Here is a 26531-nt window from a genome sequence, read left to right as displayed (position 1 = left end):
TTTTTTATACTTTTTGGTAGCATAAAAGCGATGTGTGCGAGCATGACTAAAATCATGCGAATTTAAACTAAAGGCATGTAACCCAAATAACGAAAGTAATCTCATGAGCACTGAAAATGAAAATGAAAACACTATGCAAGCCAAGCAACGCACTGTATTGTCGTTTGTGCGTCGTTCTGGGCGCTTAGATGCGCGTTTACAGCACGCTCAGGAGCGTTATGCAAGTCAGTACCTGCTAGACGTTACTGAAGCACCTGGCTCATTTAGATTGCGCGAAAATTTGAACATTACGCATGATTGGATTAGCGATAAGTGGGGGAATGATAATCCGCTTATTGTTGAAATTGGTTCCGGACAAGGCGAAAACATTGTTGCCGCAGCTGAACGTTTGCCGGAAACTAACTTTTTAGCGCTTGAAGTTTATGATCCAGGCGTTGCTCACACAATGCTTCTTGCTGGAAAGCAAGGTTTGACTAATCTTCGTATTGCACAAATTAACGCTCCTGATTTCTTCGCTGCGTGCGACTGCGGAGTTTTAGAAGAAGTTTGGACTTTCTTCCCGGATCCATGGCCTAAAATGCGCCACCATAAGCGTCGTATTGTGCAGCCAGAGCTTGCCTCTACAATACACCAGGCGTTGCGTAGAGGGGGTGCGTGGCGCATTGCTACAGATATTGAGGATTACGCTTTGCATGTGCATGAGATTATGGATTCTCGCGAAGATTTTGCAAATATTGGCGAATTAAGCGCAAGTCTTCCAATTGAGCATGTAGGGAAAGGTACAGCTGATACTGCAGCAGCTCTTCCGCACGCAGATTTTAGCGAGTCTGAGCGCTTTGCTGGTCGAGTTCTTACGAATTTTGAGCGCAAAGGCTTGGAGGCTGGTCGCACGATTCACGACTTCACCTACATAGCACAATAATGCTCTGCCGCCGCTGTTCTCGTAGCTTTGCAGTTGTACTTAGTTTCAACACGCCGTGAGTTGCGTACTGCTTTTTTGAGTGTTAATATCATATGGTTTGGTTCGAAGCCCCCTTCGTCTAACGGTTAGGACACCAGACTTTCAATCTGACAACAAGAGTTCGACTCTCTTAGGGGGTACAAATTACAACGCCGCTGGGTTTTCAGCGGCGTTTTTCGTTTTTTGTATTTCTGATTTTCGTATTTCTATTTTTGCCGCTTACCCTATTTTTCGTATTTTTGCGCAGCAATTAGTTTTTCATATATTTTTTCTATAAATCGATATAACATCTGACAATGTATTAAATATCACAAAAGGTATGTCTTGCTTTTTAGAGATGGTACACTTTCTCATTGGTACTTCTGCCCAGGCTGCGTAGGTCAGGAAGTATTCAATTAAGTAATTTACAATGCGCAGCAGCTTAAAAAAAGGATTTCCTATGAGCGATATTTTCAATACAAATAATAATGGGTTAGAATCATCTAATTGTGTAACGGATCAAGTGGATAGTAATGCTGCTTCTAGTATTAATAGGGTTATAAGCATGCGTTGGCGTGTTGCAGATATCGCATTAGGTGCTGCTCTTGCTGCTGTTTTTGGCGTTATCTTGTATGGCTATGGCTTGGTGTTTATTCCTTTGATTCGTACTTTGAATGCAGCTGTTCTTCCTGGTTTTGCAAGCATCACGCATGGTGTTTGGTATTTGTCTGGAACTCTTGCAGTTTTGCTTATTCGTAAGCCAGGTTCTGCAGTGTATGTAAATGTTGTTGCAGCATTTGTACAGGTGCTTCTTGGAACTCCGTTTAATATGCGAGATACGCTTATTTCCGCACTTTTGCAGGGTGTGTTTGCGGAGATTCCGTTCTTAATTTTCCGTTTGCGAAAGTTTAATTTGACTTTGAGTGCTCTTTCTGGTTTGCTTGTGGCTTTTGAGTATGGTGTGTTCTTAAGCTTCACTAAGTATCAGGCTAAAGCTCCTACTTATATTACGATTCATATGATTACAGAGCTTATTAGTGGATTGTTGCTTTCTGGAGTGCTTGTGTGGTTTGTGTATTTGGCTTTGCGTAAAACTGGTGCTCTTGATAACTTCGCATCTGGACGTTCTGACCGAGCTTGAAATCATCGGGATTTCAAGCTCAGTAATCCTAAGCAAGGTCAAAAATTCGACTCACTGAGTTGGCGACGTTTATGGGTATGTGCTAATCTAGTCGTTGCTGACTTTGTTAGCGTGGGGCTTTAGCTCAGTCGGTTAGAGCAGCGGACTCATAATCCGTCGGTCCAGGGTTCAAGCCCCTGAGGCCCCACAAGATATTAATAATGCCACTTCATTATGATTTATGAAGTGGCATTTTTGCATCTTATAATTTAAATTTTATTTTTTGTTTTATTTGTTATTTTCTGCCATTGACAAATAATCTGGTATTTGTTTTGGATACTTAGGCCATGCTCCTTCTTGAGTGCACACAAATGCTGCAGTATTAACAGCTGCGCGATGCGCCTCTTGCAAGCTTTCTCCTTTAAGAATATGCGCTGTGAATGTTCCTGAGAACGAGTCCCCAGCACCAACTGTGTCAAGAACTTCAACGTGTGGAGTTGGGATAGTAGAGCTTTCTCCAGTGCTAGTAGTAATCGTACTAAAAGTAGAGCCGCCTGTAAGAATCACATAATCTAGTCCGTAACGAGCTTGGAACCACTTGCAAGCTTCCTCGTCTGAAGTGTCGCGAATATTGAACATATCGCGTAATAAGAATAGTTCCGAATCGTTAAGCTTAAATACTGTTGCTTCTTGAAGTAATGTGTCGATAAGATCCTTAGAGTAGTGATCGCTTCTAATGTTAATATCGAAGAACTTCATTGCTCCAGGCTTAGTATGCTTTAACAATTGCAAAATTGTGTCGTGAGTTTCTTGAGAACGTAAGCTTAGAGTGCCAAAGCATACTGCATCTGCTCGTTCTACTAAATCAATGAGTTCTCGAGTGTAAAGAATATGATCCCATGCTATATTTCGCAGAATAGTGTACTCTGGTATTCCATTTTTTAGTGTTACTTCTACAGTGCTTGTTGGCCAAGCGTTGCGTTGAATAATTGAAGCGATGCCAGCTTTGTTTACTTTATCAATCAGCTCATCGCCGAGTTGGTCTTGACCAACAGCACTAATCATGCAACTTTGCGCTCCGTGGCACTGTGCATGATATGCAAAATTTGCTGGCGCTCCGCCAACACGTTTTCCGTGTGGAAGTAAATCCCATAAAAGTTCGCCGAGTGAAAGAACAATTGGCTTAGTCATAAATATTCCTTTCGCGCGCGTCAGTGCAGCAAATTTGTAGAGCTATACTTTTTACTAAATATCTTCTCGCTTCTTCAAAAGCATTTTGATGCAAATTTTGCTTGTAAAAATGCTACATAAACAATTATGGTGCGCCCTTTCGATAAGTAACATGCGCAATGCGTGTTACGTTTCTATAGAGCGCACCATAAGTGCTATATTGCGTACGTTTAACTTAGCTTATGCTGGCGTACTATATTATTATTTCGTTTTATTATATTTTTCTATTATTTTGATTTATTGCTTAATGCTGAAAAATATCACTTTTGTGAGCTTGTTCAGCCATCCATGCTTCTACATCATCGATTTGCTTTGGAATGTCAATAGAAAGCCACTCTGGACCGTTTTCAGTCATTAGTACATCATCTTCAATACGAATTCCAATTCCGCGCATTTCTTCCGGTAGCATCAAATCGTTAGCTGCAAAGTATAATCCTGGCTCAATAGTGAATATCATTCCTGGAGTAATTTTTGCGCCCTGATAAGACTCGTAGCGTGCTTGTGCGCAATCGTGCACATCCAAACCTAGATGATGAGCAACGCCGCAAGCGTGCCAACGACGATGTTGTTGACCTTCTGGCGAAAGTGATTCTTCAACGCTTACTTTCAAAATTCCCCATTCGTGCAAGTGTTCAGCTAGAACGCGCATGCAAGCATGGTGAATATCGGAGTAGGTTGCACCTGGCTTAGCAGCCTCAAAACCGGCTTGCTGAGCGTCAAGAACGCACTGGTAAAGCTTCTTTTGCAAGTTAGTGAATTTGCCGTTCGTTGGGAAAGTTCGTGTAATGTCAGCAGTGTAGAGGCTGTTAACTTCAACGCCGGCATCAATAAGTAGCAATTCTCCGCTGGAAACAACGCCAGTATTGCGCATCCAGTGCAAGATTGGCGCGTGCTTGCCGGAAGCAACAATCGTGTCGTAGCCAACTTCGTTGCCTTCTTCGCGAGCAACAGAATTAAAAGCACCCTCAATCATGCGCTCGGAATGCTCATGACCCAAAGCATTAGGCAAACGCGTAAGCATGCGGTCAAAACCAAGTTTTGTGGCGGCAATAGCTTTGCGCATTTCGCGAATTTCGTAGTCGTCCTTAAGCATTCGTGCTTCTGCAGCGAATTCGTGCAATTTGTCGTCTGCGCAAGTGTTTGCATCTTCATCAGTAAATCCACTTGCTTCTCGCATTGTTTCAACTTTTGCAGTAAGCTCAGGATCGGTTTCTCGAACAATTCGCACGCGAATGCCTTCGCCATTAGCATCGTCGCTTACGTTCTTTGCAATAGCGGCATCAAGTTCTGCAATATCGCGCGTTTCAATGCCGGTCATTGCTTTAAGTTCTTTTAAGCCTGCGCGAGGACCAACCCAATATTCTCCGTAGTGAGGATCCTTGTAAAATGCTGAAGTGCTGTTATCTGCGCGTGGAGCTACAAAAAGTTCTGGCGTATGATTTTTACCGGCTTTTGCTTCTTCGCTATCTTTTTCAACCGGTTCCATAACAAGCACAGCACCAGCCTCATAGTCTTGACCTAAGCCAGTGTAGTAAGCAAATGTAGTGTCTGGACGGAAAGCATAATCGCAGTCGTTATTACGCACCTTTGGTTGTCCTGCAGGGATAACTAAACGTTCGCCTGGGAAACGCTTTGAAAGAGCCTCTAAACGAGCTGGAATGTACTTGCTAGATTCAAGAGCCTTAACTTCTGGCTCCTGGTTATCCCAGTTATTCGTCATAAAATCTTTAAAAGAATCACTGTTTGGACGAAGTGAACGGTTATTTACGCGATCTTCTGCCTTTTGTGTGCCGTCAGCTTTTAGCTCTTCGCCGTGCTCAGTTGGCGTATATTCTGCCATTATGAGACTCCTTAATTTTTGCTTGTTAATTTTTGCTTGCGCAAATTATACAAATAGTAAATAAACAGTCAATAAACTAACATAGTCTTATTTAGTGTTTTATGCGAGTTTTTTAGTGCAAAATAGCAAGATTTTATACGCAATTTACAAAGTGCGTTTAAAACGCTTTTGCTATGTGAATATTGTCACAACATATTTATATGCGTGTGTTGTTGGTATCAACTAATCTAGATAGTTGGAAAATGAGTAAGCGAGCGTAAAAATTAGGGGGAGTAGTTATGTCTATTGAAAATCCAAATCGCAATAATGAGCGAATTGTTGATATCGAACGCAATATTATGAGTCGAGCTCCAGAACACAATAAAACTAATCTCGACTTGGATCGCATGCGTCTTATTCTCGATATTTTAGGTCATCCAGAGCAGTCTATGCGTGTTATTCACATAACTGGTACGAACGGCAAAGGTTCTACTGCTCGAATGGCTGAGTCAATTTGTCGAGCATACGGTTTGCGAACCGGATTATATACTTCTCCACATTTGGAGCGCGTAAATGAGCGCATTATGATTGATGGACAGGAAATTAGTGACGATCAGTTCGTCGATGTGTGGGATCAAATGAAAGACATTATCGACATGGTTGACGCTCGCATGGAAGCTGACGGTAAGCCAAAGATGAGCTTTTTTGAAGTGCTTACAGCCATGGCAATTTGGGCTTTTGCGGACGCTCCTGTTGATGTTGCTGTTATGGAAGTTGGCATGGGTGGCGAATGGGATGCCACTAATGTTATGAATGCTGATGCTGCAATTATTGGGCCGGTTGATATGGATCACATGCAATGGCTGGGAAACACTGTTGAAGAGATTGCTCGCACGAAGGCTGGTATTATTAAGCCAAATTGCACTGTTATTTTGGGTCCTCAGCCGCATGAAACTAAGGTTTTGCCAATTATTAAGGAAGTTGCGGAGCGCAATCATGCTACATTATTGCGCGATTCTTCTTATGGCGATGGCGAACTTGAAGTTGTGTCTCGTACTCCTGCAGTTGGTGGACAGGTTGTTACTTTGCGTACGCCTCTTGGCACTTATGAGGATGTTCCGGTTGACAAGTTTGGTAAGCATCAGGCTCATAATGCTTTGGCAGCTCTTGCTGCTGCGGAGGTTGTGCTGCCTGTAAGTGGTGCTTTGGATGGCGATTTAGTTGCAGAGGCTTTAAGTCAGGTTAAGGTTCCTGGGCGTATTGAGCAGGTTCGTACTTCGCCGACAATCATTATTGACGGTGGACATAACGTGAATGCTGCCGAGTCTCTTCGTGAAACTATTGAAGAAAACTATCATTTTGAGCAGCTTATTGGCGTTGTGGCAATGATGGCAGATAAACAAGTTGAAGAATACTTGGGTGTTCTTGAACCTATTTTGACGAAGATTATTGTTACGCGTAATTCTTGGCGTGACCGTGTAATGGATCCAGAAGAGCTCGAAAAGATTGCTGTAGGCGTATTTGGCGAGGATCGCGTAATTCGTGTTGACGAGTTGCCGGATGCTATTCAAACTGCTGTTGATTTAGTTGATGAAGACGATGAGCTTGGTGTGGGCTATGGTCACGGAGTGCTTATCTGCGGTAGTTTCGTCACTGCAGGAGATGCGCGTACAATGCTTGTTGAGCACGTGAATCCGGATCTAAAAAAGCCAAAGGATCAGCGCGTAGCAATACACCCGAATATTGACGAGTCTTGAAAATTAAGCTATTTTTTGCTACTTAATTCGCAAAGATTTAGCTTTTTCTACAGTATTTTTTACAAGTACTGCTTGAGCGTCAACTAACGGTATTTGCGGAAGAGGAAAAGCTTCATTAAGTACGCTTAATTCTGTGCAACCCAAAATAAGTGCGTCGCAACGGCATGCTCCTGCAGGGTCTAGCATATCGCTTAAAACAGATTCGTAACGGTGAAAATCAAGGTCTCCTGTACCTTTTACGTCATCGTAAATAAGCGAAGTAATACGTTTTTGTAAATCGTCGTCGGGTGCTACGAATGTGTATCCTGCTTCTTCTATAGCGCGCTGATACACTCCAGCTTTACGCGACCCTGCAGTACCTAAGAATCCAATACGGTTACATTTAGACTTTGGGTAACGTTTAGAAACTTCAGCTACAGCACCACGTGGCATATGCATAATTGGCACGTCGGTAAGCGCTTGGAACTTATCGTAAAAGTAATGCGCAGTATTGCACGTGAGCACAATAAATGAAGCACCCATCGCAGTTGCTTTAGCTATGTCGTCTGCAAGAGTAGGGAATGGGTTTTCGGATGATTCGCCAACAATATATGCTGTTCTATCTGGCACAGAAGCATCATTGAACACCACATAATCTAAAAACTCTTGATCGTTATGCGCATGCGTTTCTTTGTTAAGTAAACGAATATAGCTTTCTGTTGCAAGTGTGCCCATGCCGCCAAGTACAGCAAAAAACGGACGTTTCATTGTCTCATATTCCCTTCAAAGTTACGTAATAATTTTCACGCTTTATTGCGGAAAAATTCTGCATAACGTCTTGTGTAAATTGAAAACATATGACGAATCATCAACCAGCGTAGCAGATTCATATCTTTTTTATATTCTAGCGTAGTGCCCCAATCGCCGCGACGAATCATATTAAGACCGCGCTTCTTTTCATCGCCTTCTGCTACATAATTGCAAAATATCGATCGCGGAATCTCCATCCACAGCTTTTCTCCACGGCCGAACACAGTATTCCCGTCAAAAGGCTTATGGTCAATTAAATCTTCAACAAAATATTTAGCAATATTAAATCCGTTTAAAGTGACGAAATAGCTTGAACGTCCTTGACGTAAATTGATTTCAAAAAGCTTATATTTTCCGTCTCTCTCATCGTATTTCATATCAAAATTAGCTACGCCAACGTAACGTATATCTTCCAAAAATGCTTTAATATTTTGGAAAACTTCCTCATTGTAGTCTGGAATAATAGCTGCATAATTGCCGATTGCTTCTGGAGTTGGATCCTCCAGTAGAGGGTGTCCTAGAAACATCATGCGCACATGATGATTGCTATCAACGTAAGCATTTAGCACACGCATGCGGCTGTCGTCTCCAGGAATAAAGTCTTGCAAAATCATTTCATCATCGTAGCCAGCTTTGTACGAGCGTTGAATAAGAGTATCAAGTTCTTGCGGAGTATTGATAATAAAAGCTTTTTTACGTCCCTCAAAATCAATATCAAGCCATTTAGTGCTATTTGCTGGTTTCATAGCAATAGGGAAGCTGAATGGCAAATCTTCATAAGCGTGCGCTGCTACTTCTTGAGCGTTTACAACTTTAGTTTTTGGATGAGGAAGATTGTATTTTTCACAAGTTTTATAGAATGAGCTTTTAAGGCTAAGCTGGCGATTGAGTGAATTTGGCAATGTGTGGAAAGCAAAATATTCGTGCAATTCATCACCGCATTGGCTTAGAAGGTTCGCATATACGTCGCCGCAAGGAATAAGCAGAAGCTTGGTATTAGGATGCTCTTGATGCCATGATTTAGCAAAATTAAGCATTGTATTGCGGAATGTAGGAAGTTCTCCAAAGCCTGGAACAATTCTCACATCGACAATTTTGCTAAATTTCGTAGGTGAAAGTTGGAAGTGCGCAAAAGCAATTGAAGTAATGCCATATTCTTCATGGAATGCTCGAGCCATGCCATATGCGTTTATATCGCTACCGAGTAACACAGGTTGGAATTGTTGATTATTCATTTGTATCTTCTTCATTTGTTTTAATTTGTTATTTAACTTGTTTGTTATTTAGTTTGTTAGCTAGCTTGTTATTTAGTTTATGTAGTAATTGCGTTTATTTTATTCGTATATTTTCATACTTTCGCATAAGCGTATTACAGACCAAAAAGACGCTTTATTACGAATGAATCACCCTCATACGGCACATGCTTTCGTTTGTTTTTAATCCAACGTTCATCGCCCTTACCAATAGCAAGAAGAATGTTTAATCTTCCATTTTTTTGTTCGCTGTTTGCAGCATCGTTGTAAGCGTATTCTATTGCTTCAGCTCTGTCGATAATAATGCGTGAAGAAACATTTGGGTCCGTAACATAACTTTGCATATCCTCGCAAATATGCATTACGTCTTCAGTATCAGTATCTTCAGTAGTGAAAATAAACTGTTCTATGCGGTTTTGCGCTGCTTCAACAATTTCTTTACGACGGTCGACAGCTTTATCTCCTGTGGAACCAGTTATTAGCGTAATTCGAGGATTAAATTTGCCGTAGCGCTCTTCTACAAAGTCAAGAACTGATTTTGTAGAAATGTAGTTATGCGCATAGTCGACAACTGCAATCATATTTGAGTGCGTGTCTTTGAAAACTTCCATGCGTCCAGAAATTTTCACGTTCTCAATAGCGTGTAATGCGTGTAAATCAGTATCTTGATTAATTCCCAATTCTCCTGCAATAGCGATTGCAGCTAAAGCATTTTCGTAGTTAAAATCTCCTGCAATAGACAATGCGAATTCGTCAATAGGGCAGTAGTGCACGTCTTCTTCGTAGTCGTTATCTTCATAGTCGTCGTCTTCGCTTGAGTCTCGCATAGCGATGCAATGTGATTCACTATTTTCTACTGGCATTGCAATGTAGTCAGGAGTAAGTAATTCTGTGTAGTCATCATCGTTAGCAGGAGCGCAATAATTTATGCGATCGTCGTCAATATCATCGAAATTGTCATTTTCGCAAGCGTCGCTTTCTATTTCATCTTTTTTAATGCGAGCAAAAGTTGTTACGAGCACATTGTTGCGTTCTGCATCTTGTAAAAGAAGATCTGCGTGATCTGTATCAGAATTTAGTACTAAACGCTTAGTATTTGCAATAATTTGTCGTTTGCAATACAAGTAATCTTCAAAAGTTGGGTGTTCAATAGGGCTAATGTGGTCTGGGCTAATGTTTAAGAATGCTGCAACATCGAATTTAAGACCATATACGCGATTCACCTTATAAGCTTGTGAAGAAACTTCCATAACAAGATACTTCATGCCGTTATCTACAGCTTCGCGCATCATTTTGAAAGCATCAAAACTTTCAGGAGTAGTTAAATTAGATTCAACGTAATTTTTTCCGTCTACGCAATTATCTACTGAAGAAAACAGTGCTGCTTTACCGTGCGAATGGGAGTTTAGAATAGCGTGAGTAAAGTAGGCTGTAGTTGTTTTGCCTTTAGTTCCAGTAATTCCAACAATAGTGAGTTTTTCTTGTGGATTTCCAAAGAATGCTGCTGCAAGCACGCTCATTGCTTTTTTAGCATCCGTAACAATTAAACCAACAGCTTTTGTGTATTGTGCGTAGCTTTGTTCAGCAACATATGCAGCAAGTCCTTTGTTGTCTGCATTTAAAAGATATTCCGACTGAAAATTGCCTTTAATAAACAGAAGTGTCCCAGGTGTAATATCGCGAGTATCGTAAGTTGCGTTAGTAAAGCACTCATCTGCATCAATATTTGGGAAATAATACGGATTTAAAGACCATATTTCATTGCGAGAATGAGTAGAGTCTACAGTTTTTTCTTTAGTATTAGCACTATTAGTATCTTCTGCTTTACAATATTGAATCATTTCGCGTAACAAACCATAGTGTTGCAAAATTTCACTTGCGTTTGCTAGTGACAACGTGTTATGCATGATCATAATTTACTTCTTTTCGCCAAATGTTTTATAGCCATGTTCCAGTAATAGGCTCACGTCCGTGAGATTGCAGCCATTGATTGAAGCTATCTCGCCAATTAATATAAGCTTCGCGCTGCCAATCCATCATAGTATTCAGCCTCATGCAACTTACTGACTCATATAGTTTGCTCATTGGAGCAATCAAATCAAGAGCTGCAACTGTGTCTGCTGTAGCATCGTGGAAATCTCCGATTGGTTCAACTCCATAAAATTGAGATGTAATAGTGAGAGTACGCTTGCCGGATCTTCTAGAAACAGCTCTATCGATAACAAGAGGATCAACAGTAAGAATGTCATTAGCGTTTAGTGCATGTATTGAACAAGTTGCGCGTTCTTCTAGCGCAGTAAGATGCCAACGCTTCAAGTCGTGACGTAACATTGCAATATCAAATGGAGCGTTATAAGCAAGTAGTGGAATATTCTTAGCTTGAGCCATGCTTACTGCGCGTGCAAGGAATTCAAGTTCTTCTTCAGGCTCTCCGCCGTGTTCTTGAAGGTATTCGTCTGTGAAACCATTTACTTCGCTTGCCTTAGGATTCATAGGCTGATGAGGGTTAATTAACCAAGTTGATACCACATCTCCATCGTGAGCTAGTTCAGGATTGCGTAATACTAGAGTTGCAGAAACAATGGCATCTTTACCAATATTTGCACCTGTAGTTTCAGTGTCGAAACCAAGTAACCATGATTCAGCAAGTAATGTATTCTCAGCTTGCTTAGGTGCTAAATCTAAAGCATTTAACAATTCTTGAATATGAGTTGGCATAGTCACAATACTACCGCAATGTCACGCAATGTCACACTATGCCGCGCTGCATTATTGTGCTGCGATGTGTTATCATCTCGCGCTGCGCTACACTATGCAACACGACAAATTAGTAGCTATATGTGCAAAGTAAAAGTATTATTGACTATATGAGTGAGCAAATCGAGAAGACAAATGTTATGTGCTCTAAAAGCGTAAGAGCTAAAAAACAAAGTGCAAAAAATTGTAATGCTCGCTTATTTAGTGATCGTTTAGTAGATACTAAGCAAAGTTCTGCAATGGAAAGTCGACGCAAAAGATTTGAACAACTTGTATCTACTTGCGTTGATCCTTTGTACACTCAAGCTATGCGTCTTACGCAAAATGCGCAGGATGCGCAAGATTTAGTGCAAGATACTTTTGAGCGTGCTCTTAAATCTTTTGAAACTTTTCAGCCTGGCACAAATTTTGCTGCCTGGATTAACAGGATTGAACGAAATTTGTATTTTAATCAGTACGCGAAAGCAAAACGAAGCCCTAAACGTGCTAACGATGAAACTGGCGACTACAATGATTGGGATATCTATGAGGCTTCTAATCATTGCGCAAAAGGGATGCTTTCTGCTGAACAAGAATATTTAGAAGGGTTTGCTCCACAAGAGATTATTGCTGCGCTTAGTAAGTTGCCGCCTGAGCGTAGAAAAGTTTTTATTGAAGTCGCTATTCGAGGTAAATCTTATAAACAAATTGCCCAAGAAGAAGGCGTAAAAATAGGAACTGTTATGAGCAGACTTAACCGCGCTCGCATGCAACTTAAACGTGAGCTTTCTGATTATTCTAGTGAATAAAAGTATGTTAAAACGAAAAAGCCCACGATTGACGTGGGCTTTACAGTATGTATAAGCGAATTTATAGCTTAAGCATTTGGTCTTTTGCCATGATTCGCTGCTTTTTTACGACGCGCCTTGCGCTTGCGGCCACGCATACCCATAATGCACTCCTTAACGATTAATGAACAACCTTAGGGATTATCGCACGTTGCCAAGACGTTATATTTGTAAACGTACTAATCTCGTGCGAGCAATCACTTGTTGGTAGCAATATTTGCAGTGATAAAGCTTATGTTGCTTATGCTGCTATATCAGCTACAGTTGCGTTTAATAATGTTACGATATCTTGAGGATTAAGAACTACGTCCAATCCTCGTTTTCCTCCAGAAACAAGAATCTCATCAAATTGCATTACGCTACTATCTAGTACTGTTTCATGATGCGTTTTTTGTCCGAATGGTGAAATTCCGCCAACTACGTAGCCGCTTTCTCGTTGCGCAACTTCTGGGCTTGTCATACTTGCTTTCTTTGCGTGTACGGCTCCTGCAATTGCTTTCATATTGAGACGTCCGTTTACTGGAACAATTCCAACCACTCGCTTTTCACCAGTGTCAACCATAAGAGTTTTGCAAACTTGAGCTGCGCTTACGCCTAGCTTCTCAGCAGCCTCAATTCCGTAGCCGTCGTCCATGTGATCAGCGTCATGCTCGTATTGCGCTATGCGGAAGGTGATGCCTGCGTTTTCGAGTTGCGCAATAGCAGGAGTTGCTTTTCCGGTTTCTGCATGTTTTTTACTCATTTTGTTACCGTGCCTTATACTCAGCCATCAAATTCTGTTACATGATATGCTATACCGACTGTTGACTTAACATATAAACCCCTTGTGTAGCTTAGAAAGCAGCACAAGGGGTTTTTGATATATTAAATATTCGCACAACCAGCTATTGCTGATTGATGCTTAGCGAAATTACTCGGAGATTTCAGCGAAGTAAAGAAGGGTGCGAATCATGTTGGAGGTGAAGCCGTACTCGTTGTCGTAGAAGGTAACGGTACGAGCCAAAGTTACACCGTCAACAGTGTTCACGTCGGTCTGAGTTGGATCGAAAACGCCACCGTGGGTGTCGCCGATGATGTCAGAAGACACGATGCTGTCTGCATTGTAACCGAAGTACTCGCAGTTTTCGAAAGCCTTCTTGAAAGCGTCGTTAATTTCTTCAGTGGTTGCTGGCTTCTCAAGAACAGTAGTCAACTCGGTAACAGAGCCGTCTGGAACTTGAATGCGCTGTGCGTGACCCTGGAGCTTGCCGTTAACTTCTGGCACAACCTTGCCGATTGCCTTAGCAGCGCCGGTGGAGTGCTCAATGGTGTTGCAAGCTGCGGAACGGTTGTTGCGTGGCTTGGAGCCGCGTGGGCCGTCGAGAATCATCTGAGTGCCGGTGTAGGCGTGAATTGTGGTCATGAAGCCGGACTTGATTCCCCAGTTATCTTGAAGCAACTTCACCATTGCGGCCATGGAGTTGGTGGTGCAAGAACCAGCGGAAACAATGTTGTCAGAAGCTTTCAAGATTTCGTGGTTAACACCGAACACAACTGTTGGAGTGGTTTCGTCCTTAGCAGGAGCAGAAATAAGAACCTTCTTAGCGCCTGCGTTCAAGTGAGCCTGGGACTTTTCTGCAGAAGTGTAGAAACCGGTGCATTCGAGAACGAATTCAACGCCATCGTTCTTAACCCATGGAATGTTATTTGCGTCTTTTTCGGCGTAAACCTTATAAGTCTTGCCATCTACAACGATTGCGTCTTCGGTGGAGGTTACCTCAACTGGGGTGCCGTCATCGTGGCGGAATGTGCCGTGGGTGCTGTCATACTTGAGCAAGTAGGCGAGCATCGAAGGGGTGGTCAGATCGTTGATGGCTGCGACTTCGATGTCACCTGCTTGACCGCCGCGAGCTTGAAGCTCAAAAATACGACGGAATGCGAGACGACCGATACGACCGAAACCATTAATACCAATCTTGACTGTCATGTGGTTCTCCCTTGAGTGAGACCTCGTGCGCAACGTTTTAAGCCGCGCTATTTTCGCGATGAAAACTCACGCATTTAGGTCATCGTTATTTGAATTAACGGTGTTCATTTTAGTGTGCGGTATGTACGAAGAGTTGTAATATAGCTCACTTTTATTGCAATTGTGCATTGTGAGAACAGTGAGCGTTAACATGCTGTGTTTTATGAGTGTTTTTGTGAATTTTTTGATAGTTTCCAGTTGCGTTTTTGTATAACATTTTACGAATCAATATTGTTCAATTGAACAACGCGTGTAATTTTAAAAAGAAAAAGGCTGACGAGTTTTCAAGTAAAAGATCCTCGTCAGCCATTTGTGCAAACTAAAGTTTGCGCTATTCGTTATACGTCATTGCTTCAGCAGCTGCAGTAGTCGAATATGTTGGAGTAGTCTCACTTTCAAGAGGAACTGCTAATGCTTCCGATATAGAAGCATCAACTTCGCCTAAATCTCCAATTGGTCTTCTAAACCAGCTCACTTGTGGCAATGGAGCGTTAATAGGGAAGGTTACAATAAGTGTTCCTTCATGAACATCAATATGAGCCGGCGTATCATTTAATAATTCGTTACTTAAACCTTGTACTGCATCTCCATGCATGGTTGCGTGTTTAAGCTGATACTTTAATCCAACTTCATTTACATCATTAGAAACTGGAGTATGAGAAAAAACGGAAACTATGCGCAAATCATTTCCAGATGATGCTGGAAAATCAAGAGATCCATCATGTATTGCTGTAACAATTTGACCGTCGCCGTACAAGAATCCAATTCCACCGCGACGCGCTAAACGAACCATAAGTTGAATATTAGAAATAGTATGGTCAACTCGACCACCTAATCCTCCGAAAATATGAAATTCTCGAGAGCCTTTAGCCCAACCGACTTTCAACGCAGAAAGTAAGTCCGGATCATCTTTTTCTGCAGGCAATCTAGTAATAACTGCATCAGTAGGGAGCTTTAATCTAACAGAGTCAAAATCGCCGATGAGCGCATCCACATGCAAACCTAATTTACATGCATGATCCCAGCCTCCATCAGCTGCAATTGTTAAAGCGCGATCTGGCACATGCTCACGCGTATGATCGTAATAATCTCCTGCTGCTAATACTACGCAGCGTTGCAAAGGTTCCATAGCAACATAATAACGCTGCATTTGTACTGATGACATACATTTATAACAAGAGTTTATAAGCGTAGTGTTAACCAACATTTGACTATGTTTTATGCCATTTTTTGGATTTGGTTTTAGCGTATTTTATTGCTTTTATTCCGGCAAATACAGGAATTTTTAGACTAATACTCGCTTAACATAAAGTGCTTGGTGTAATATTGCATGGCAAGTTAGATTTTCCAAGTTATTATGGATTTTCGTTAATTATTTGCTAGTAGACTAACGTAATGCTGTGTTGTATATTCTACGAGGAGAAATAAATGTGCGGAATTGCAGGGTTCATTAATGACACCCCAATTAACGTCAAAAGCCAAATTGTAAAAGATATGACAGATGTGATTGCGCATCGTGGTCCTGACGAGTATGGAACTATGATTGACGAACACGCAGCACTTGGTTTTCGTCGACTTAGCATTATAGATCTTCACGGTGGATCCCAACCTATGTACAACGAGGATGGGAATCTTGCAGTTACTTTTAATGGCGAGATTTATAACTACAAGCCACTTCGCGAAGAACTTATTAAAGCTGGTCACACTTTCCACACTGATTGCGATACAGAAGTATTAGTGCACGGATACGAAGAGTGGGGTAAAGGCTTACTTAATCGTTTACGCGGAATGTTTGCATTTGTTATTTGGAACAAGAGTACTCAAGAATTGTTTGGCGCTCGCGACCATTTCGGTATTAAGCCTTTTTATTATGCGCAAATGAACGGTACTTTTATGTACGGATCCGAAATTAAATCTTTACTGCGCCATCCAGATTTTAAGAAGGAACTTAACGAAAATGCGCTTAAGCCGTTTATGACATTCCAATATCCTGCAATTAACGAAACTTTCTTCAAAGGCGTTTTTAAGCTTCGTGAAGGTAATTGCTTTACGTATAAGAATGGCGAAATGAAGATTGAGCAATATTATGATCCTAATTTCAAAGAAACAAAGCAACGCTTGAATGAATTAGTTGATTCTATTGATAAAACAGTTTGTGATTCTGTTCAAGCTCACCAAATTGCGGATGTTGAAGTTGGTTCGTTCCTTTCTTCTGGAGTTGATTCAAGTTATGTTGCCGCTGTTGCACGCCCTGAACACACATATTCTATTGGTTTTGCCGGTGGAAGATACAATGAATCCAAACAAGCAAGCGAATTGGCAAAAATTATTGGCTTAAACAATAAATCTGAAATTATTGACGCCGCTGACGCATTCCGTTATTTCCCACAAATTCAGTGGTATTTGGACGAACCTGATTCTAACTTCTCTTGCGTCCCATTATTCTTCCTTGCAAAATTAGCTTCGCAAGATTTACGCGTTGTGCTAAGCGGTGAGGGAGCAGATGAATTATTTGCAGGATACATTGATTATGGTGTTCATACGCGTTCTAAACTTATTAAAGTTGTGACTCGCATGCTTGCAAAGTTGCCAAAAAAGTTACGTTACGCGATTGGTCGAGCTGCAAAGGGTAAGCATTTCCATGGAGCGTGGCACTTGTACGCTAATTTGGCTCCAGCTGAGGAGCATTTTATCGGCCAATCAAAGGTTTTCAATGAGGAAGATGCTGTAAAACTTTTGAAGCCTGAGTATCGCAAGGGTCCTAGCGTTCGCAGCATTGTTGATGCTATTTACAATAGAATTGCTGGTAAGGGACTTTCTGAAGTGAAGAAAAAGCAATATCTTGATATGCATCAATGGATGCCAGGAGATATTTTGCTTAAGGCAGATAAAATGACTATGGCTCATTCTTTGGAGCTTCGCGTGCCTTTGCTTGATCGCGTGCTCATGGATGTTGCAGAAAAAGTTCCTACTAAATATTTAATTACTGACGAAAATACGAAGTTTGCTTTCCGACAAGCTGCGTCCCGTCATTTGCCAAAAGCTTGGTATGACAGAGAAAAGCTTGGTTTCCCTGTGCCAGTTAAGGATTGGTTGCGCGAGGAACGTTTTTATAAGATTGTGCGTAAGACGTTTGAAAGTGACGATGCTGCTAAATTCTTCGATAGAGATGCTTTACTTCGTATGATTGACGATAATTATGCAAAGAGAAATGACGATCGTCGTAAGATTTGGACAGTTTACACATTCCTGACTTGGTATGATGTGTACTTTAATCATGATGGATTGAAGCCTGAGCCAATGCAGTTAGCGTAGAAATCGCATAGTTCTAGCTTTGATTTGTGGCAGTCAAAACACGTTTCGTGTGTTGGTTGCTTTTTTGTCAAGGCTTCTAGTAAAATGAATATTCGGCTTGAGTAATCAAGAAAGTGGGATGTCCCCACCTGGAAGCCTACTGTGGTTTCGGGTTCATGACTTCGGTCACGCAAGTTAGCTCTTGTGCTGCTTGCTGCGCTGTTATATAGCGTTTTATTGATATGAAGTGGTGAATCCTAAGCTCTTGGACTTCTTGGTGTATTACATCTTACAAGTATTTAGAAGGATTGGAGTCATCATTAGCGACGAACCACGCATTAACGAGGAAATTCGAGTCCCTCAGGTGCGCCTTATTGGTCCAAAGGGCGAGCAAGTGGGAGTTATCGCAACCTCTGTCGCGTTAAACCTTGCAAGGGAAGCTAACCTCGATCTTGTCGAAGTTGCACCTACTGCTAAGCCTCCAGTAGCCAAGCTTATTGACTACGGTAAGTACAAGTACAACGAAAAGATTAAGGCTCGTGAAGCACGTCGTAATCAGACCGTCGCAGAGGTTAAGGAAATTCGTTTCCGTCTCAAGATCGACGATCATGATTTCGATGTGAAGAAAGGTCATGTACTTCGTTTCTTGAATGGCGGAGACAAGGTAAAAGTAACTATTATGTTGCGTGGCCGTGAGCAATCTCGTCCGGTTGGTGGCGTTGAATTGTTGCGCCGACTTGCAGATGAGGTCTCTGAAAGTGGCACAGTAGAGTTTGCGCCAAAGCAAGAAGGTCGAAATATTATTATGACTCTTGCTCCAAAAGGCAAGAAAATTCATACACAGTCTGAGCAGCGTCGTCGTGGCGCTGAATCTCGCGCTGAGCGTCAAGCTCGTCAGGCTGCTCGTCTTGCAGCTAAGCAAGAGGTTCAGTCACAAGCTGCAGCTGCAGTAAATGCTATGCAATCCGATCAACATCATAAGGAGGGCAGCAATGCCGAAGATGAAAACTAATTCCGCAGCGTCCAAGCGCGTTCGTCTTACCGGTACCGGTAAGGTGATGCACGATGGTAGCGCCATGCGCCACAACTTGGAGCACAAGTCGGCTCGTAAGCGTCGTGCTCTTTCTGAAGATAAAGTATTGGCTACTGCGCAGAGCAAGAAGCTTAAGGGCTTGCTCGTTAAGTAAGTAACAAGTAAGAATTGCTCGTAAACGAATACGCAATCGAAAATTTTTAAGAAAGCTGAGGAATACTTATGGCACGAGTAAAGCGCGCAGTAAACGCTCACAAGAAGCGTCGCGTTGTTCTTGAGAGGGCTTCTGGCTACCGCGGTCAGCGCTCCCGTCTTTATCGCAAGGCAAAGGAACAGCTGCTCCACTCATTTACTTATAACTTCCGCGACCGCAAGGCTCGCAAGGGTGATTTCCGCAAGTTGTGGATTCAGCGCATTAACGCAGCAGTTCGCGCTGAAGGCATCACTTACAATCGCTTCATTCAGGGCTTGCACTTGGCAGGCATCGAATTGGATCGTCGCGCTCTTGCTGAGCTCGCAGTTTCCGATATTGAAGCTTTCAAGGCTGTTGTCGAAGCTGCTAAGGCTGCATTGCCAGCTGATGTAAACGCTCCAGTTGAAGCCTGATTTTGCTTTAATAGAGTTCTATTTTAAGCCCACCAATTTAGGTGGGCTTTTTCTTTTAAATCAACAAATTTACTTATTAGCTATAATTATTTTTATGCGTTCAAATCTTGATTCTGACAATAGGAAAAATAATATTCCTGAAGAGTTTGCACTTCATATTCAACGCTTTATTGCGCATATTGATATTGAGCGTGGTCTTTCTAAAAAAACAGTATCTGCATACGCTTCAGATTTGCAAGATTACACATGCTGGCTTTACAACGAACGAAAAATAAAAGATATTGCTACTATTTCTCAATTAGATATTGAATCATACATTCGAACTTTGAATGAATTAGGGTTGGGGACTAGGACAGTTGCGCGTCGACTTGCAAGTATTCACGAGTGGCATCGCTTTATGCTTGCTCATGGTGACATACAAGCTGACGTTTCAGCGCAAGTAAAAGCTCCAAAACAAGCCGAGTATTTGCCGGATGTTTTAAGTATTGAAGAAGTAAATAGAGTTATTGAAACTGCAGGAAATTTTGGAAGTTCCGATGCTATTTCGATTAGAGATACTGCGCTTCTTGAGTTTTTATACGCTACTGGAGCGCGAATTTCGGAAGCAGTTGGCGTAAAATTCGAAGATATTGATTTAAATGAGTCTGTTGTAAAACTTACTGGTAAAGGCTCTAAGCAGCGTTTAGTCCCGATTGGTGGGTGTGCTGTTCGTGCTCTTCGTAACTATATGGGGAAATCTCGCCCAGAATTAGCGTTAAAGGGTAAGCATGAATTGCACACAATTTTCTTAAATAAAAGAGGTAATGCACTTTCTCGCCAATCAGCATGGGAAATAGTAACGCAAGCTGGCGAGCGTGCAAAACTTGACAAACCATTGCATCCGCATACGCTACGGCATTCTCTTGCAACGCATCTTATTGCAGGTGGTGCTGATGTGCGCACAGTTCAAGAGCTTCTTGGTCACGCTTCCGTAACAACTACGCAAATTTATACGCATATTAGTCCCGACGCATTAGTTGAAGCTTACGTAATGAGCCATCCTCGAGCTAAATAATTTTATGCTCAGAGTTTCGTGAGTATACCTGTTGATAAAGTGGGGAACATGCCTACTGATTTACTTGGACGCGAATACGAAACTTTTCATGCACCAGAGCCGTTAACTTCACATGGTCCTGCTCGCATTATTGCAATGTGCAACCAGAAAGGTGGAGTTGGTAAAACTACAAGCTCCATTAATATTGCTGGCGCACTAAGTCAGTATGGTCGTCGCGTTTTGATTGTTGATTTCGATCCGCAAGGTGCAGCAACAGTTGGACTTGGAATTAACGCAAATGCGCTTGATAATACAGTTTATACGGCATTATTTGATTCGTCTGTAGACGTTCACGACGTAATTCGTCATACTGAAACAGAAAATATTGATATTATTCCTGCAAATATTGATTTATCTGCAGCTGAAGTTCAGTTAGTAACTGAAGTAGGACGAGAGCAAATATTAGCAGGTGTATTGCGCAAAGTGCGCGACGAATACGATGTTATTATAGTCGATTGTCAGCCTTCTCTCGGCTTGCTTACTGTAAACGCGTTAACGGCAGCTGATGGTGTGATTATTCCACTTGCTGCAGAGTTTTTTGCTCTTCGAGGCGTGGCTCTTCTTATGCAATCAATTGAGAAGGTACAATCTCGTATTAATCCAAATCTTAAAGTATTTGGAGTTCTTGTCACTATGTACACTCGCACACTTCATAGTGAGGAAGTGTTGCAGCGCATTTATGAAGCTTTCCAAGATCGCGTTTTGCACTCTGTGATTTCGCGTTCTATTAAGCTGCCAGATTCTACAGTTGCTGCAGTTCCTATCACTATTTTTGCTCCTGAACACAAGACTGCAAAAGAGTACCGCGAAGTTGCGCGTGAGCTTATTGCTAAAGGTGTTGTTGCGTAAGTTCTTGTTGTTCTGCGTTAGTGTGGATTAAAAGCTGTCTGCGCTCACTAGTAAAATCGGTGCGGTTTGGCAGTTTACCTATTTGGGTGCTTGTCAATAATGTATATAGCTACTGTTTCAGCCGATATTTATAGCTTAAGCGGTTGCATGTTAATAATTACTTAAACGCGAAGAATGGAAGAGGTTTGTGATGACTGTTCGCGGTGATATTCGAAATGTGGCAATTGTGGCGCACGTAGACCACGGTAAGACCACTCTGGTAAACGCCATGCTTCAGCAGTCGCACGTATTTTCTGAGCGTGAAGAAGTTCCAGATCGCGTTATGGATTCCAATGATTTGGAACGCGAAAAGGGCATTACTATTCTTGCTAAGAACACTGCTGTGCAGTACACAGGTCCATTAGCTGAAAAGTATGGTCATCCAGAAGGTATCACTATTAACGTTATTGATACTCCAGGTCACGCTGATTTCGGTGGTGAGGTCGAGCGTGGTATCTCTATGGTTGACGGCGTTGTTTTGTTGGTTGACGCTTCTGAAGGTCCTCTTCCACAGACTCGCTTTGTGCTTCGTAAAGCTTTGGAAGCTAAGCTTCCTGTTATTTTGTGCGTAAATAAGGTAGATCGTCCAGATGCTCGTATTGAAGAAGTTGTTGGCGAATCTACAGATTTGCTTCTTGGCTTGGCTCAGGATGTTGTCGAGGAAGGTATTGACCTCGATCTCGACGCTTTGCTTGATTTGCCAGTAATTTATTGCGCTGCTAAAGCTGGTTATGCTTCTGTTAATCAGCCTGAAAATGGTGGTTTGCCAGATAACGATAATTTGGAGCCATTGTTTGATTCTATTATTTCGAACATTCCAGCTCCTGAATACGAAGAAGGCGCTCCTCTTCAAGCTCATGTTGCAAACATTGATTCCTCTGACTTCTTGGGTCGTCTCGGTTTAGTGCGAATTTACAACGGAACTTTGGAAAAGGGCAAGACTTACGGTCTTTCTCGCGTCGACGGTTCCATTGAAAACTTCCGTGTTTCTGAGCTTCTTCGCACTCAAGGTTTGGAGCGCACTCCTGTAGCTTCTGCAGGTCCTGGCGACATTGTTGCTGTTGCTGGCGTAAACGACATTATGATTGGCGAAACTATCGTTGACCAAAACGATCCAAAGCCGCTTCCATTAATTCATGTCGACGATCCTGCAATTTCTATGACTTTCGGAGTAAACGATTCTCCTCTTGCCGGTACTGAAGGCAAAGATCATAAGCTTACTGCTCGTATGATTAAGGATCGTTTGGATCGCGAGCTTATTGGTAACGTTTCTATTAAGGTTATTCCAACTGAGCGTCCAGATGCTTGGGAAGTTCAAGGTCGTGGCGAGCTTGCTTTGGCTGTGCTAGCTGAGCAGATGCGTCGCGAAGGCTACGAGCTTACAGTTGGTCGTCCTCAGGTTGTTACCAAGACTATTGATGGTCAAATTAATGAGCCTATGGAAAGCACTACAATTGACGTCCCAGAAGAGTACATGGGTACCGTCACTCAGCTTATGGCTGATCGCAAGGGTCGCATGGATTCTATGAGCAACCACGGTTCTGGTTGGGTTCGTTTGCAATTTACTGTTCCTTCGCGTGGTCTTATCGGTTTCCGCACTGCTTTGCTTTCTGCTACTCGCGGAACTGGTATTGCAAGCTCTATTTCCGCCGGTTATGCTCCATGGGCTGGTCAGATTGTGACTCGTCAGAATGGTTCCATGGTTTGTGACCGCAAGGGTGTTGCAACTCCTTATGCTATGCAGCGTTTGCAAGCTCGTGGCGTATTCTTCGTTGATCCACAAAGCCCAGTTTACGAAGGACAAATCGTTGGTATTAACAACAAGCCAGATGAGCTGGATGTAAACATTACGCTTGCTAAGCACATGACTAACATGCGTTCTTCAACCGCTGATGTTCTCGAGACCTTGACTCCGCCAATCAAGATGAGCTTGGAAGAGTCTCTTGACTTTGCTAACGAAGACGAATGCGTGGAAGTTACACCTGAAGCAATTCGCGTGCGCAAGATTATTTTGAGCCGTGACGAATGGTATAAGTGGCGTGCTAAGCAGCGTCGTCAAAACAACAACGCTGCATGATAATCGCAATATACCAATTAGTAATGGAACGTTAGGTTTTATTATGTCGTCGAAACCGTGGTCGCATCGCTTGCCTTCGTGGGGCAGGTATGCGACCACGTGTGTTTCTGCAGTAATATGCGCGTTGATTGGTACTTTTGCTCATCGCTGCGGTGCAATGGATAACATTCCTTACGGATTCGTATTATCTATGCTTTTGCTGTTTTTGTCTGCTTGGTGTGCAAGATCTCGTAGTGGTTGGAGTGGATTACTTATTCACGCAATAGTTTTCTCCGCGTTTGCTTGGATTCTCGCATTAGATTTTATTGGCAGTGCAATTCTAGTACCTGTTGGTTTCACAATACCGTTGCCATGGTGTTCGCAATATGTTGGATATTTTTGGCTTTACGGCGTTCTTGTTGCTCACTTAGTCTTGCTTTGTATGCCTCAGCGTTGGTTTGTTATTGAATAGTGAAATGAGCAAAGAATTTGCAATAATTTAAGCGTGACTTCGCTGTGAATTTTGCATACAAAGAAGTATTAAGCAGTATTTTTTACAGTAGTCTTGATTACAATATTCTTAACTGCAACAGTTTTTAAGGAATACTTATGAATAGTAGTAACAGTAAGTTCTCACGTAAATTATGCTATTTAGGGCCGGAAGGTTCTTTTACTCATCAAGCAGCTTTAAAAGTTCAGCAGCAGTTACAATCATTTGAGAATTTGCGACTTATTCCAATTGCTTGCGAGAATGTTCTTAGTATTGCTAGTGAAATCGAAGAGCATCACCATTGGGGTGTTATTGCGTGGGAAAACAATATTGAAGGCGTTGTAATACCTAATTTAGATTTACTCATTGATGCAAAAAATATGGTTGGTATTACTCGAATAGGCGTCGATATTAGTTTTGATGCTGTTATTTGCAAGTCAGATTCAATCGATAACTGTTCTACTATTGTTGCTCACCCTCACGCGTTGGCACAATGTCGTAAGTTTGCTCAAGAGCGTGGATTGAAAGAAAAAACTGCGTCTTCAAATGCTGCTGCTTGTAGGGATTTAGTTCCTGGAGAAGTTGCTTTATGCCCTAAAATTTGTGCTGATTTATACAATAGGCAGATTGTGAGTGAAGCAGTTGAAGATTTTTCTGGCGCGCGAACTGAGTTTTTAGTGCTAGCTCCTCGAGATCAGGCTTTAGATTTTGTTAATGTGCAGCGAGAAAACTTTTCATCATTTTCCTCAATTATTGCATTTATTCCGCGTTGCACAGGTGCTGGAGTGTTAGCAAATTTGCTTGATGTTGTGCGTGATCATGGTCTTAATATGACTTCCTTTATGTCTAGACCGATTAAAGGGCGAGGCGGTTTATACAGTTTTATTGCAACTGTTGATGCTGCTCCTTGGGATTCTACGTGTAAAGCTATGATTCAAGAGGTTGTTGAACATGGTGATTGGGTTCGAGTTTTAGCAGTGTATTCTTCTGATAAACGCAAGAATCCGGTGATGGATGATTGGATGCTACCTCATGGTGGAGTGTGCGTTGAACCTTCAGTTGATGCTTTACGTAATTTGAACGTAATGCGTGCAGAAAGAGAATTATTATGGTAGACGATGCTGAATTTTCTCAAAATTTTTCTGTTGGTATTGTAGGTCTTGGTCTTATTGGTGGATCTCTTGCAAAACGACTTGCTAAACTGGCAAATTGCAACGTATATGCATGGAATCGTCATAATGAGCCTTATGACGAAGCTAAAAGTTTAGGAATTACTTGCGTAGACAATGTGCAAGATTTAGCTAAACTTCGTCCAAATGTTTTGATTTTATGCAATGCTTTAGCCGCTATGCCAAGTATTTTGCATGAAGTTGCACCTTATATTGACAAATCTTGCACAACTATTAGCGATGTTGGTAGCGTAAAAACTTTAGTTAGAAATCAGGTTGCTGCAGCAGGTTTGCAAGATTGCTACGTTGGTGCGCATCCGATGGCTGGTAGTGAATTTACTGGTTGGAAAGCTTCTAGTGGTGAGCTTTTAAATGGTGCTTTGTGGGCTTTAACTGTTGATGATTCTACTGAGTTTTGGCGAGTTAGAAATATTTTGCAAATGATTGTTTCGCTATGCGAGAATCGCGCAATAGTTTTGGATGATGCAACGCACGATAATTCTGCAGCTCTTATTTCTCATATGCCTCATGTTGTTGCAACAGCTCTTGCAAACGTATTATGTGAACAATCTAATCGTGCTATTGCTTTACAACTATCTGCAGGTTCCTGGCGAGATATGACACGAGTTGCTCTTACTGATCCTCAACGCACTCGTGCTATGGTAAGTGAAAATCGGCATAATACTGCGAAATTATTGCGTTCCGTAATTTCTGAGCTAACTTTTGCTGCAAATATGTTAGATAATGATGTTGAAACCGCGGATGCTTTAGAGCAAGAGTTTTTTGCTAAAGCTCAATCTTGGAGAGAATATAAATACTTGCAGCGCAACTCGTCTAAAACTAGTATGCAACAAAGCGATGCTGCAAATAGCAGATTGTGGAAGTATGATTCTCAAATCAATTGGCAGCAGGAATTATTAGAATCCGCGCGCTTAGGAGAATCCATTGTTGAACTTTCCGGATTTAACATCAACGAATCTTCGCAACTGCTATTGCGCTCAGATGCTTCCTTGAGAAATGTGTAAAACTTGCTCCTTATCAGACAATTCTACAGACTAAGCGGCTTTTGGAATTTGCGTTCTGGGATTGGCTTTAAACGGTAAATAGTTTTGGCATCAATGAACATTTCTTCGGCAGCTCTAGTGCCGTTTGCTGCAGGATCTCGAAGTAAATGAAGCATTACCCCGTCCCACTCGAGTACGTGCCCAATTGCATCATGATACTCGATTTTTTGTGTTCCATTGTTATTGTCTTCTATAATTTTGTAAGTTCTTACTACTATGCGCGAGCCTGCAGGTATTTGCTGTGGTAGTGTAGTTAAATTCCGTGTTTGTGTGTTCATAACATGCTCCTTGTTGTATTATGCATGTGACTGAAGTATATGGCAAACGTTTTGTTTTAAACT

Annotated in this window: 25 protein-coding genes and 2 tRNA genes; 16 read left to right on the top strand and 11 right to left on the bottom strand. The window is 41.9% G+C overall.

The features are described 5' to 3' along the window. Window positions 1-103: 103 nt before the first annotated feature. The 4 genes from trmB (at window position 104) to HXT40_RS05325 (ending at window position 2268) form a co-directional block, all read left to right on the top strand. Window positions 104-922: a tRNA (guanosine(46)-N7)-methyltransferase TrmB gene (trmB, locus tag HXT40_RS05340; RefSeq protein ID WP_004105137.1), complete on the top strand. Its 819-nt coding sequence runs from the start codon at window positions 104-106 to the stop codon at window positions 920-922. A gap of 107 nt (window positions 923-1029) precedes the next feature. Beyond that, window positions 1030-1101: transfer RNA gene (locus HXT40_RS05335), tRNA-Glu, on the top strand. 299 nt (window positions 1102-1400) lie between these two features. Continuing rightward, entirely contained in the window at window positions 1401-2081 is a 681-nt protein-coding gene (locus tag HXT40_RS05330) for an ECF transporter S component (protein WP_004110520.1), read from the top strand. Window positions 2082-2194: 113 nt separating this feature from the next. Then, window positions 2195-2268 (top strand) — tRNA-Ile (locus tag HXT40_RS05325). A gap of 80 nt (window positions 2269-2348) precedes the next feature. Here the strand turns inward: HXT40_RS05325 and HXT40_RS05320 are convergent. Beyond that, window positions 2349-3251, bottom strand: coding sequence for a carbohydrate kinase family protein (locus tag HXT40_RS05320; RefSeq protein WP_119504669.1), 903 nt, complete (start codon window positions 3249-3251; stop codon window positions 2349-2351). Between the two features lie 283 nt (window positions 3252-3534). Next, a complete protein-coding gene (locus tag HXT40_RS05315; protein ID WP_410310183.1) occupies window positions 3535-5130 on the bottom strand; it encodes an aminopeptidase P family protein in 1596 nt (531 codons plus the stop codon). 278 nt (window positions 5131-5408) lie between these two features. On the opposite strand from HXT40_RS05315, the gene HXT40_RS05310 reads away from it, so the two are divergent. Beyond that, window positions 5409-6866: a bifunctional folylpolyglutamate synthase/dihydrofolate synthase gene (locus HXT40_RS05310; protein ID WP_248893208.1), complete on the top strand. Its 1458-nt coding sequence runs from the start codon at window positions 5409-5411 to the stop codon at window positions 6864-6866. Window positions 6867-6884: 18 nt separating this feature from the next. On the opposite strand, the gene HXT40_RS05305 is transcribed toward HXT40_RS05310, so the two are convergent. The 4 genes from HXT40_RS05305 to HXT40_RS05290 form a co-directional block, all read right to left on the bottom strand. Continuing rightward, window positions 6885-7613 (bottom strand): aspartate/glutamate racemase family protein, encoded by a 729-nt coding sequence (locus HXT40_RS05305; RefSeq protein WP_410310182.1) that lies wholly within the window; start codon window positions 7611-7613, stop codon window positions 6885-6887. Window positions 7614-7648: 35 nt separating this feature from the next. Beyond that, on the bottom strand, window positions 7649-8890 hold the full coding sequence (locus HXT40_RS05300) for a carboxylate--amine ligase (protein ID WP_116442641.1): 1242 nt from the start codon (window positions 8888-8890) through the stop codon (window positions 7649-7651). Window positions 8891-9024: 134 nt separating this feature from the next. Further along, window positions 9025-10821 (bottom strand): UDP-N-acetylmuramoyl-L-alanyl-D-glutamate--2,6-diaminopimelate ligase, encoded by a 1797-nt coding sequence (locus HXT40_RS05295; protein ID WP_410310181.1) that lies wholly within the window; start codon window positions 10819-10821, stop codon window positions 9025-9027. A gap of 25 nt (window positions 10822-10846) precedes the next feature. After that, window positions 10847-11626 (bottom strand): exonuclease domain-containing protein, encoded by a 780-nt coding sequence (locus HXT40_RS05290; RefSeq protein WP_101885954.1) that lies wholly within the window; start codon window positions 11624-11626, stop codon window positions 10847-10849. 149 nt (window positions 11627-11775) lie between these two features. Here HXT40_RS05290 and HXT40_RS05285 point away from each other — a divergent pair, with 149 nt between their 5' ends. After that, a complete protein-coding gene (locus HXT40_RS05285; RefSeq protein ID WP_410310180.1) occupies window positions 11776-12453 on the top strand; it encodes a sigma-70 family RNA polymerase sigma factor in 678 nt (225 codons plus the stop codon). 68 nt (window positions 12454-12521) lie between these two features. Here HXT40_RS05285 and HXT40_RS05280 read toward each other — a convergent pair whose 3' ends face one another. The 4 genes from HXT40_RS05280 to HXT40_RS05265 all read right to left on the bottom strand — a co-directional run bounded on the left by HXT40_RS05280 (window position 12522) and on the right by HXT40_RS05265 (window position 15626). Further along, window positions 12522-12596 (bottom strand): 50S ribosomal protein bL37, encoded by a 75-nt coding sequence (locus HXT40_RS05280; protein WP_369803150.1) that lies wholly within the window; start codon window positions 12594-12596, stop codon window positions 12522-12524. 137 nt (window positions 12597-12733) lie between these two features. Continuing rightward, window positions 12734-13234, bottom strand: a complete 501-nt coding sequence (gene ybaK, locus HXT40_RS05275; protein WP_004105119.1) for a Cys-tRNA(Pro) deacylase — start codon at window positions 13232-13234, stop codon at window positions 12734-12736. Window positions 13235-13402: 168 nt separating this feature from the next. Continuing rightward, on the bottom strand, window positions 13403-14458 hold the full coding sequence (gap, locus tag HXT40_RS05270; RefSeq protein ID WP_004573912.1) for a type I glyceraldehyde-3-phosphate dehydrogenase: 1056 nt from the start codon (window positions 14456-14458) through the stop codon (window positions 13403-13405). Window positions 14459-14828: 370 nt separating this feature from the next. Continuing rightward, entirely contained in the window at window positions 14829-15626 is a 798-nt protein-coding gene (locus tag HXT40_RS05265; protein ID WP_410310423.1) for a thiamine diphosphokinase, read from the bottom strand. A 299-nt stretch (window positions 15627-15925) separates the two neighbouring features. Between HXT40_RS05265 and asnB the strand changes: the two genes are divergently transcribed. From asnB to HXT40_RS05215, 10 genes are all read left to right on the top strand, one after another. Further along, window positions 15926-17812 (top strand): asparagine synthase (glutamine-hydrolyzing), encoded by a 1887-nt coding sequence (gene asnB / locus HXT40_RS05260; protein WP_064621386.1) that lies wholly within the window; start codon window positions 15926-15928, stop codon window positions 17810-17812. 229 nt (window positions 17813-18041) lie between these two features. After that, window positions 18042-18803 (top strand): translation initiation factor IF-3, encoded by a 762-nt coding sequence (infC, locus tag HXT40_RS05255; RefSeq protein ID WP_410310422.1) that lies wholly within the window; start codon window positions 18042-18044, stop codon window positions 18801-18803. Continuing rightward, the gene (rpmI, locus tag HXT40_RS05250; RefSeq protein WP_004128670.1) at window positions 18784-18978 is read left to right on the top strand and encodes a 50S ribosomal protein L35; all 195 of its coding nucleotides are present in this window, start codon (window positions 18784-18786) and stop codon (window positions 18976-18978) included. Before infC ends, rpmI begins: the two co-directional genes overlap by 20 nt. A gap of 68 nt (window positions 18979-19046) precedes the next feature. Continuing rightward, a complete protein-coding gene (rplT, locus tag HXT40_RS05245; RefSeq protein ID WP_004105106.1) occupies window positions 19047-19430 on the top strand; it encodes a 50S ribosomal protein L20 in 384 nt (127 codons plus the stop codon). A 94-nt stretch (window positions 19431-19524) separates the two neighbouring features. Continuing rightward, window positions 19525-20484, top strand: coding sequence for a site-specific tyrosine recombinase XerD (xerD, locus tag HXT40_RS05240; protein WP_410310179.1), 960 nt, complete (start codon window positions 19525-19527; stop codon window positions 20482-20484). A 48-nt stretch (window positions 20485-20532) separates the two neighbouring features. Then, on the top strand, window positions 20533-21372 hold the full coding sequence (locus HXT40_RS05235; RefSeq protein ID WP_004110398.1) for a ParA family protein: 840 nt from the start codon (window positions 20533-20535) through the stop codon (window positions 21370-21372). Window positions 21373-21562: 190 nt separating this feature from the next. Next, complete coding sequence (typA, locus tag HXT40_RS05230; RefSeq protein WP_064621387.1) at window positions 21563-23488, top strand: translational GTPase TypA; 1926 nt, start codon at window positions 21563-21565, stop codon at window positions 23486-23488. A gap of 43 nt (window positions 23489-23531) precedes the next feature. Next, on the top strand, window positions 23532-23939 hold the full coding sequence (locus tag HXT40_RS05225) for a hypothetical protein (RefSeq protein ID WP_041160476.1): 408 nt from the start codon (window positions 23532-23534) through the stop codon (window positions 23937-23939). 137 nt (window positions 23940-24076) lie between these two features. Then, the gene (locus HXT40_RS05220) at window positions 24077-25072 is read left to right on the top strand and encodes a prephenate dehydratase (protein ID WP_415690072.1); all 996 of its coding nucleotides are present in this window, start codon (window positions 24077-24079) and stop codon (window positions 25070-25072) included. Then, on the top strand, window positions 25066-26151 hold the full coding sequence (locus HXT40_RS05215) for a prephenate dehydrogenase (protein WP_421777206.1): 1086 nt from the start codon (window positions 25066-25068) through the stop codon (window positions 26149-26151). Before HXT40_RS05220 ends, HXT40_RS05215 begins: the two co-directional genes overlap by 7 nt. Window positions 26152-26174: 23 nt before the next feature. Here the strand turns inward: HXT40_RS05215 and HXT40_RS05210 are convergent, their stop codons facing one another. Next, window positions 26175-26468, bottom strand: a complete 294-nt coding sequence (locus HXT40_RS05210; RefSeq protein WP_012913969.1) for a DUF6725 family protein — start codon at window positions 26466-26468, stop codon at window positions 26175-26177. Between the last annotated feature and the right edge of the window lie 63 nt (window positions 26469-26531).

It is taken from the genome of Gardnerella sp. DNF01180P, from assembly GCF_049244205.1.
Lineage (GTDB): Bacteria > Actinomycetota > Actinomycetes > Actinomycetales > Bifidobacteriaceae > Bifidobacterium > Bifidobacterium swidsinskii.
Note: the sequence above shows the minus strand (reverse complement) of the source record. Positions and strands in the feature narration are given on the sequence as shown.

What these genes read in the sequence shown, in the direction of transcription:
- trmB (WP_004105137.1), top strand. Translation starts at nt 104, where the DNA reads ATGAGCACTGAAAATGAAAATGAAAACACTATGCAAGCCAAGCAACGC.
- HXT40_RS05330 (WP_004110520.1), top strand. Translation starts at nt 1,401, where the DNA reads ATGAGCGATATTTTCAATACAAATAATAATGGGTTAGAATCATCTAAT.
- HXT40_RS05320 (WP_119504669.1), bottom strand. Translation starts at nt 3,251, where the DNA reads ATGACTAAGCCAATTGTTCTTTCACTCGGCGAACTTTTATGGGATTTA.
- HXT40_RS05315 (WP_410310183.1), bottom strand. Translation starts at nt 5,130, where the DNA reads ATGGCAGAATATACGCCAACTGAGCACGGCGAAGAGCTAAAAGCTGAC.
- HXT40_RS05310 (WP_248893208.1), top strand. Translation starts at nt 5,409, where the DNA reads ATGTCTATTGAAAATCCAAATCGCAATAATGAGCGAATTGTTGATATC.
- HXT40_RS05305 (WP_410310182.1), bottom strand. Translation starts at nt 7,613, where the DNA reads ATGAAACGTCCGTTTTTTGCTGTACTTGGCGGCATGGGCACACTTGCA.
- HXT40_RS05300 (WP_116442641.1), bottom strand. Translation starts at nt 8,890, where the DNA reads ATGAATAATCAACAATTCCAACCTGTGTTACTCGGTAGCGATATAAAC.
- HXT40_RS05295 (WP_410310181.1), bottom strand. Translation starts at nt 10,821, where the DNA reads ATGATCATGCATAACACGTTGTCACTAGCAAACGCAAGTGAAATTTTG.
- HXT40_RS05290 (WP_101885954.1), bottom strand. Translation starts at nt 11,626, where the DNA reads ATGCCAACTCATATTCAAGAATTGTTAAATGCTTTAGATTTAGCACCT.
- HXT40_RS05285 (WP_410310180.1), top strand. Translation starts at nt 11,776, where the DNA reads ATGAGTGAGCAAATCGAGAAGACAAATGTTATGTGCTCTAAAAGCGTA.
- ybaK (WP_004105119.1), bottom strand. Translation starts at nt 13,234, where the DNA reads ATGAGTAAAAAACATGCAGAAACCGGAAAAGCAACTCCTGCTATTGCG.
- gap (WP_004573912.1), bottom strand. Translation starts at nt 14,458, where the DNA reads ATGACAGTCAAGATTGGTATTAATGGTTTCGGTCGTATCGGTCGTCTC.
- HXT40_RS05265 (WP_410310423.1), bottom strand. Translation starts at nt 15,626, where the DNA reads ATGGAACCTTTGCAACGCTGCGTAGTATTAGCAGCAGGAGATTATTAC.
- asnB (WP_064621386.1), top strand. Translation starts at nt 15,926, where the DNA reads ATGTGCGGAATTGCAGGGTTCATTAATGACACCCCAATTAACGTCAAA.
- rpmI (WP_004128670.1), top strand. Translation starts at nt 18,784, where the DNA reads ATGCCGAAGATGAAAACTAATTCCGCAGCGTCCAAGCGCGTTCGTCTT.
- rplT (WP_004105106.1), top strand. Translation starts at nt 19,047, where the DNA reads ATGGCACGAGTAAAGCGCGCAGTAAACGCTCACAAGAAGCGTCGCGTT.
- xerD (WP_410310179.1), top strand. Translation starts at nt 19,525, where the DNA reads ATGCGTTCAAATCTTGATTCTGACAATAGGAAAAATAATATTCCTGAA.
- HXT40_RS05235 (WP_004110398.1), top strand. Translation starts at nt 20,533, where the DNA reads ATGCCTACTGATTTACTTGGACGCGAATACGAAACTTTTCATGCACCA.
- typA (WP_064621387.1), top strand. Translation starts at nt 21,563, where the DNA reads ATGACTGTTCGCGGTGATATTCGAAATGTGGCAATTGTGGCGCACGTA.
- HXT40_RS05225 (WP_041160476.1), top strand. Translation starts at nt 23,532, where the DNA reads ATGTCGTCGAAACCGTGGTCGCATCGCTTGCCTTCGTGGGGCAGGTAT.
- HXT40_RS05220 (WP_415690072.1), top strand. Translation starts at nt 24,077, where the DNA reads ATGAATAGTAGTAACAGTAAGTTCTCACGTAAATTATGCTATTTAGGG.
- HXT40_RS05215 (WP_421777206.1), top strand. Translation starts at nt 25,066, where the DNA reads ATGGTAGACGATGCTGAATTTTCTCAAAATTTTTCTGTTGGTATTGTA.
- HXT40_RS05210 (WP_012913969.1), bottom strand. Translation starts at nt 26,468, where the DNA reads ATGAACACACAAACACGGAATTTAACTACACTACCACAGCAAATACCT.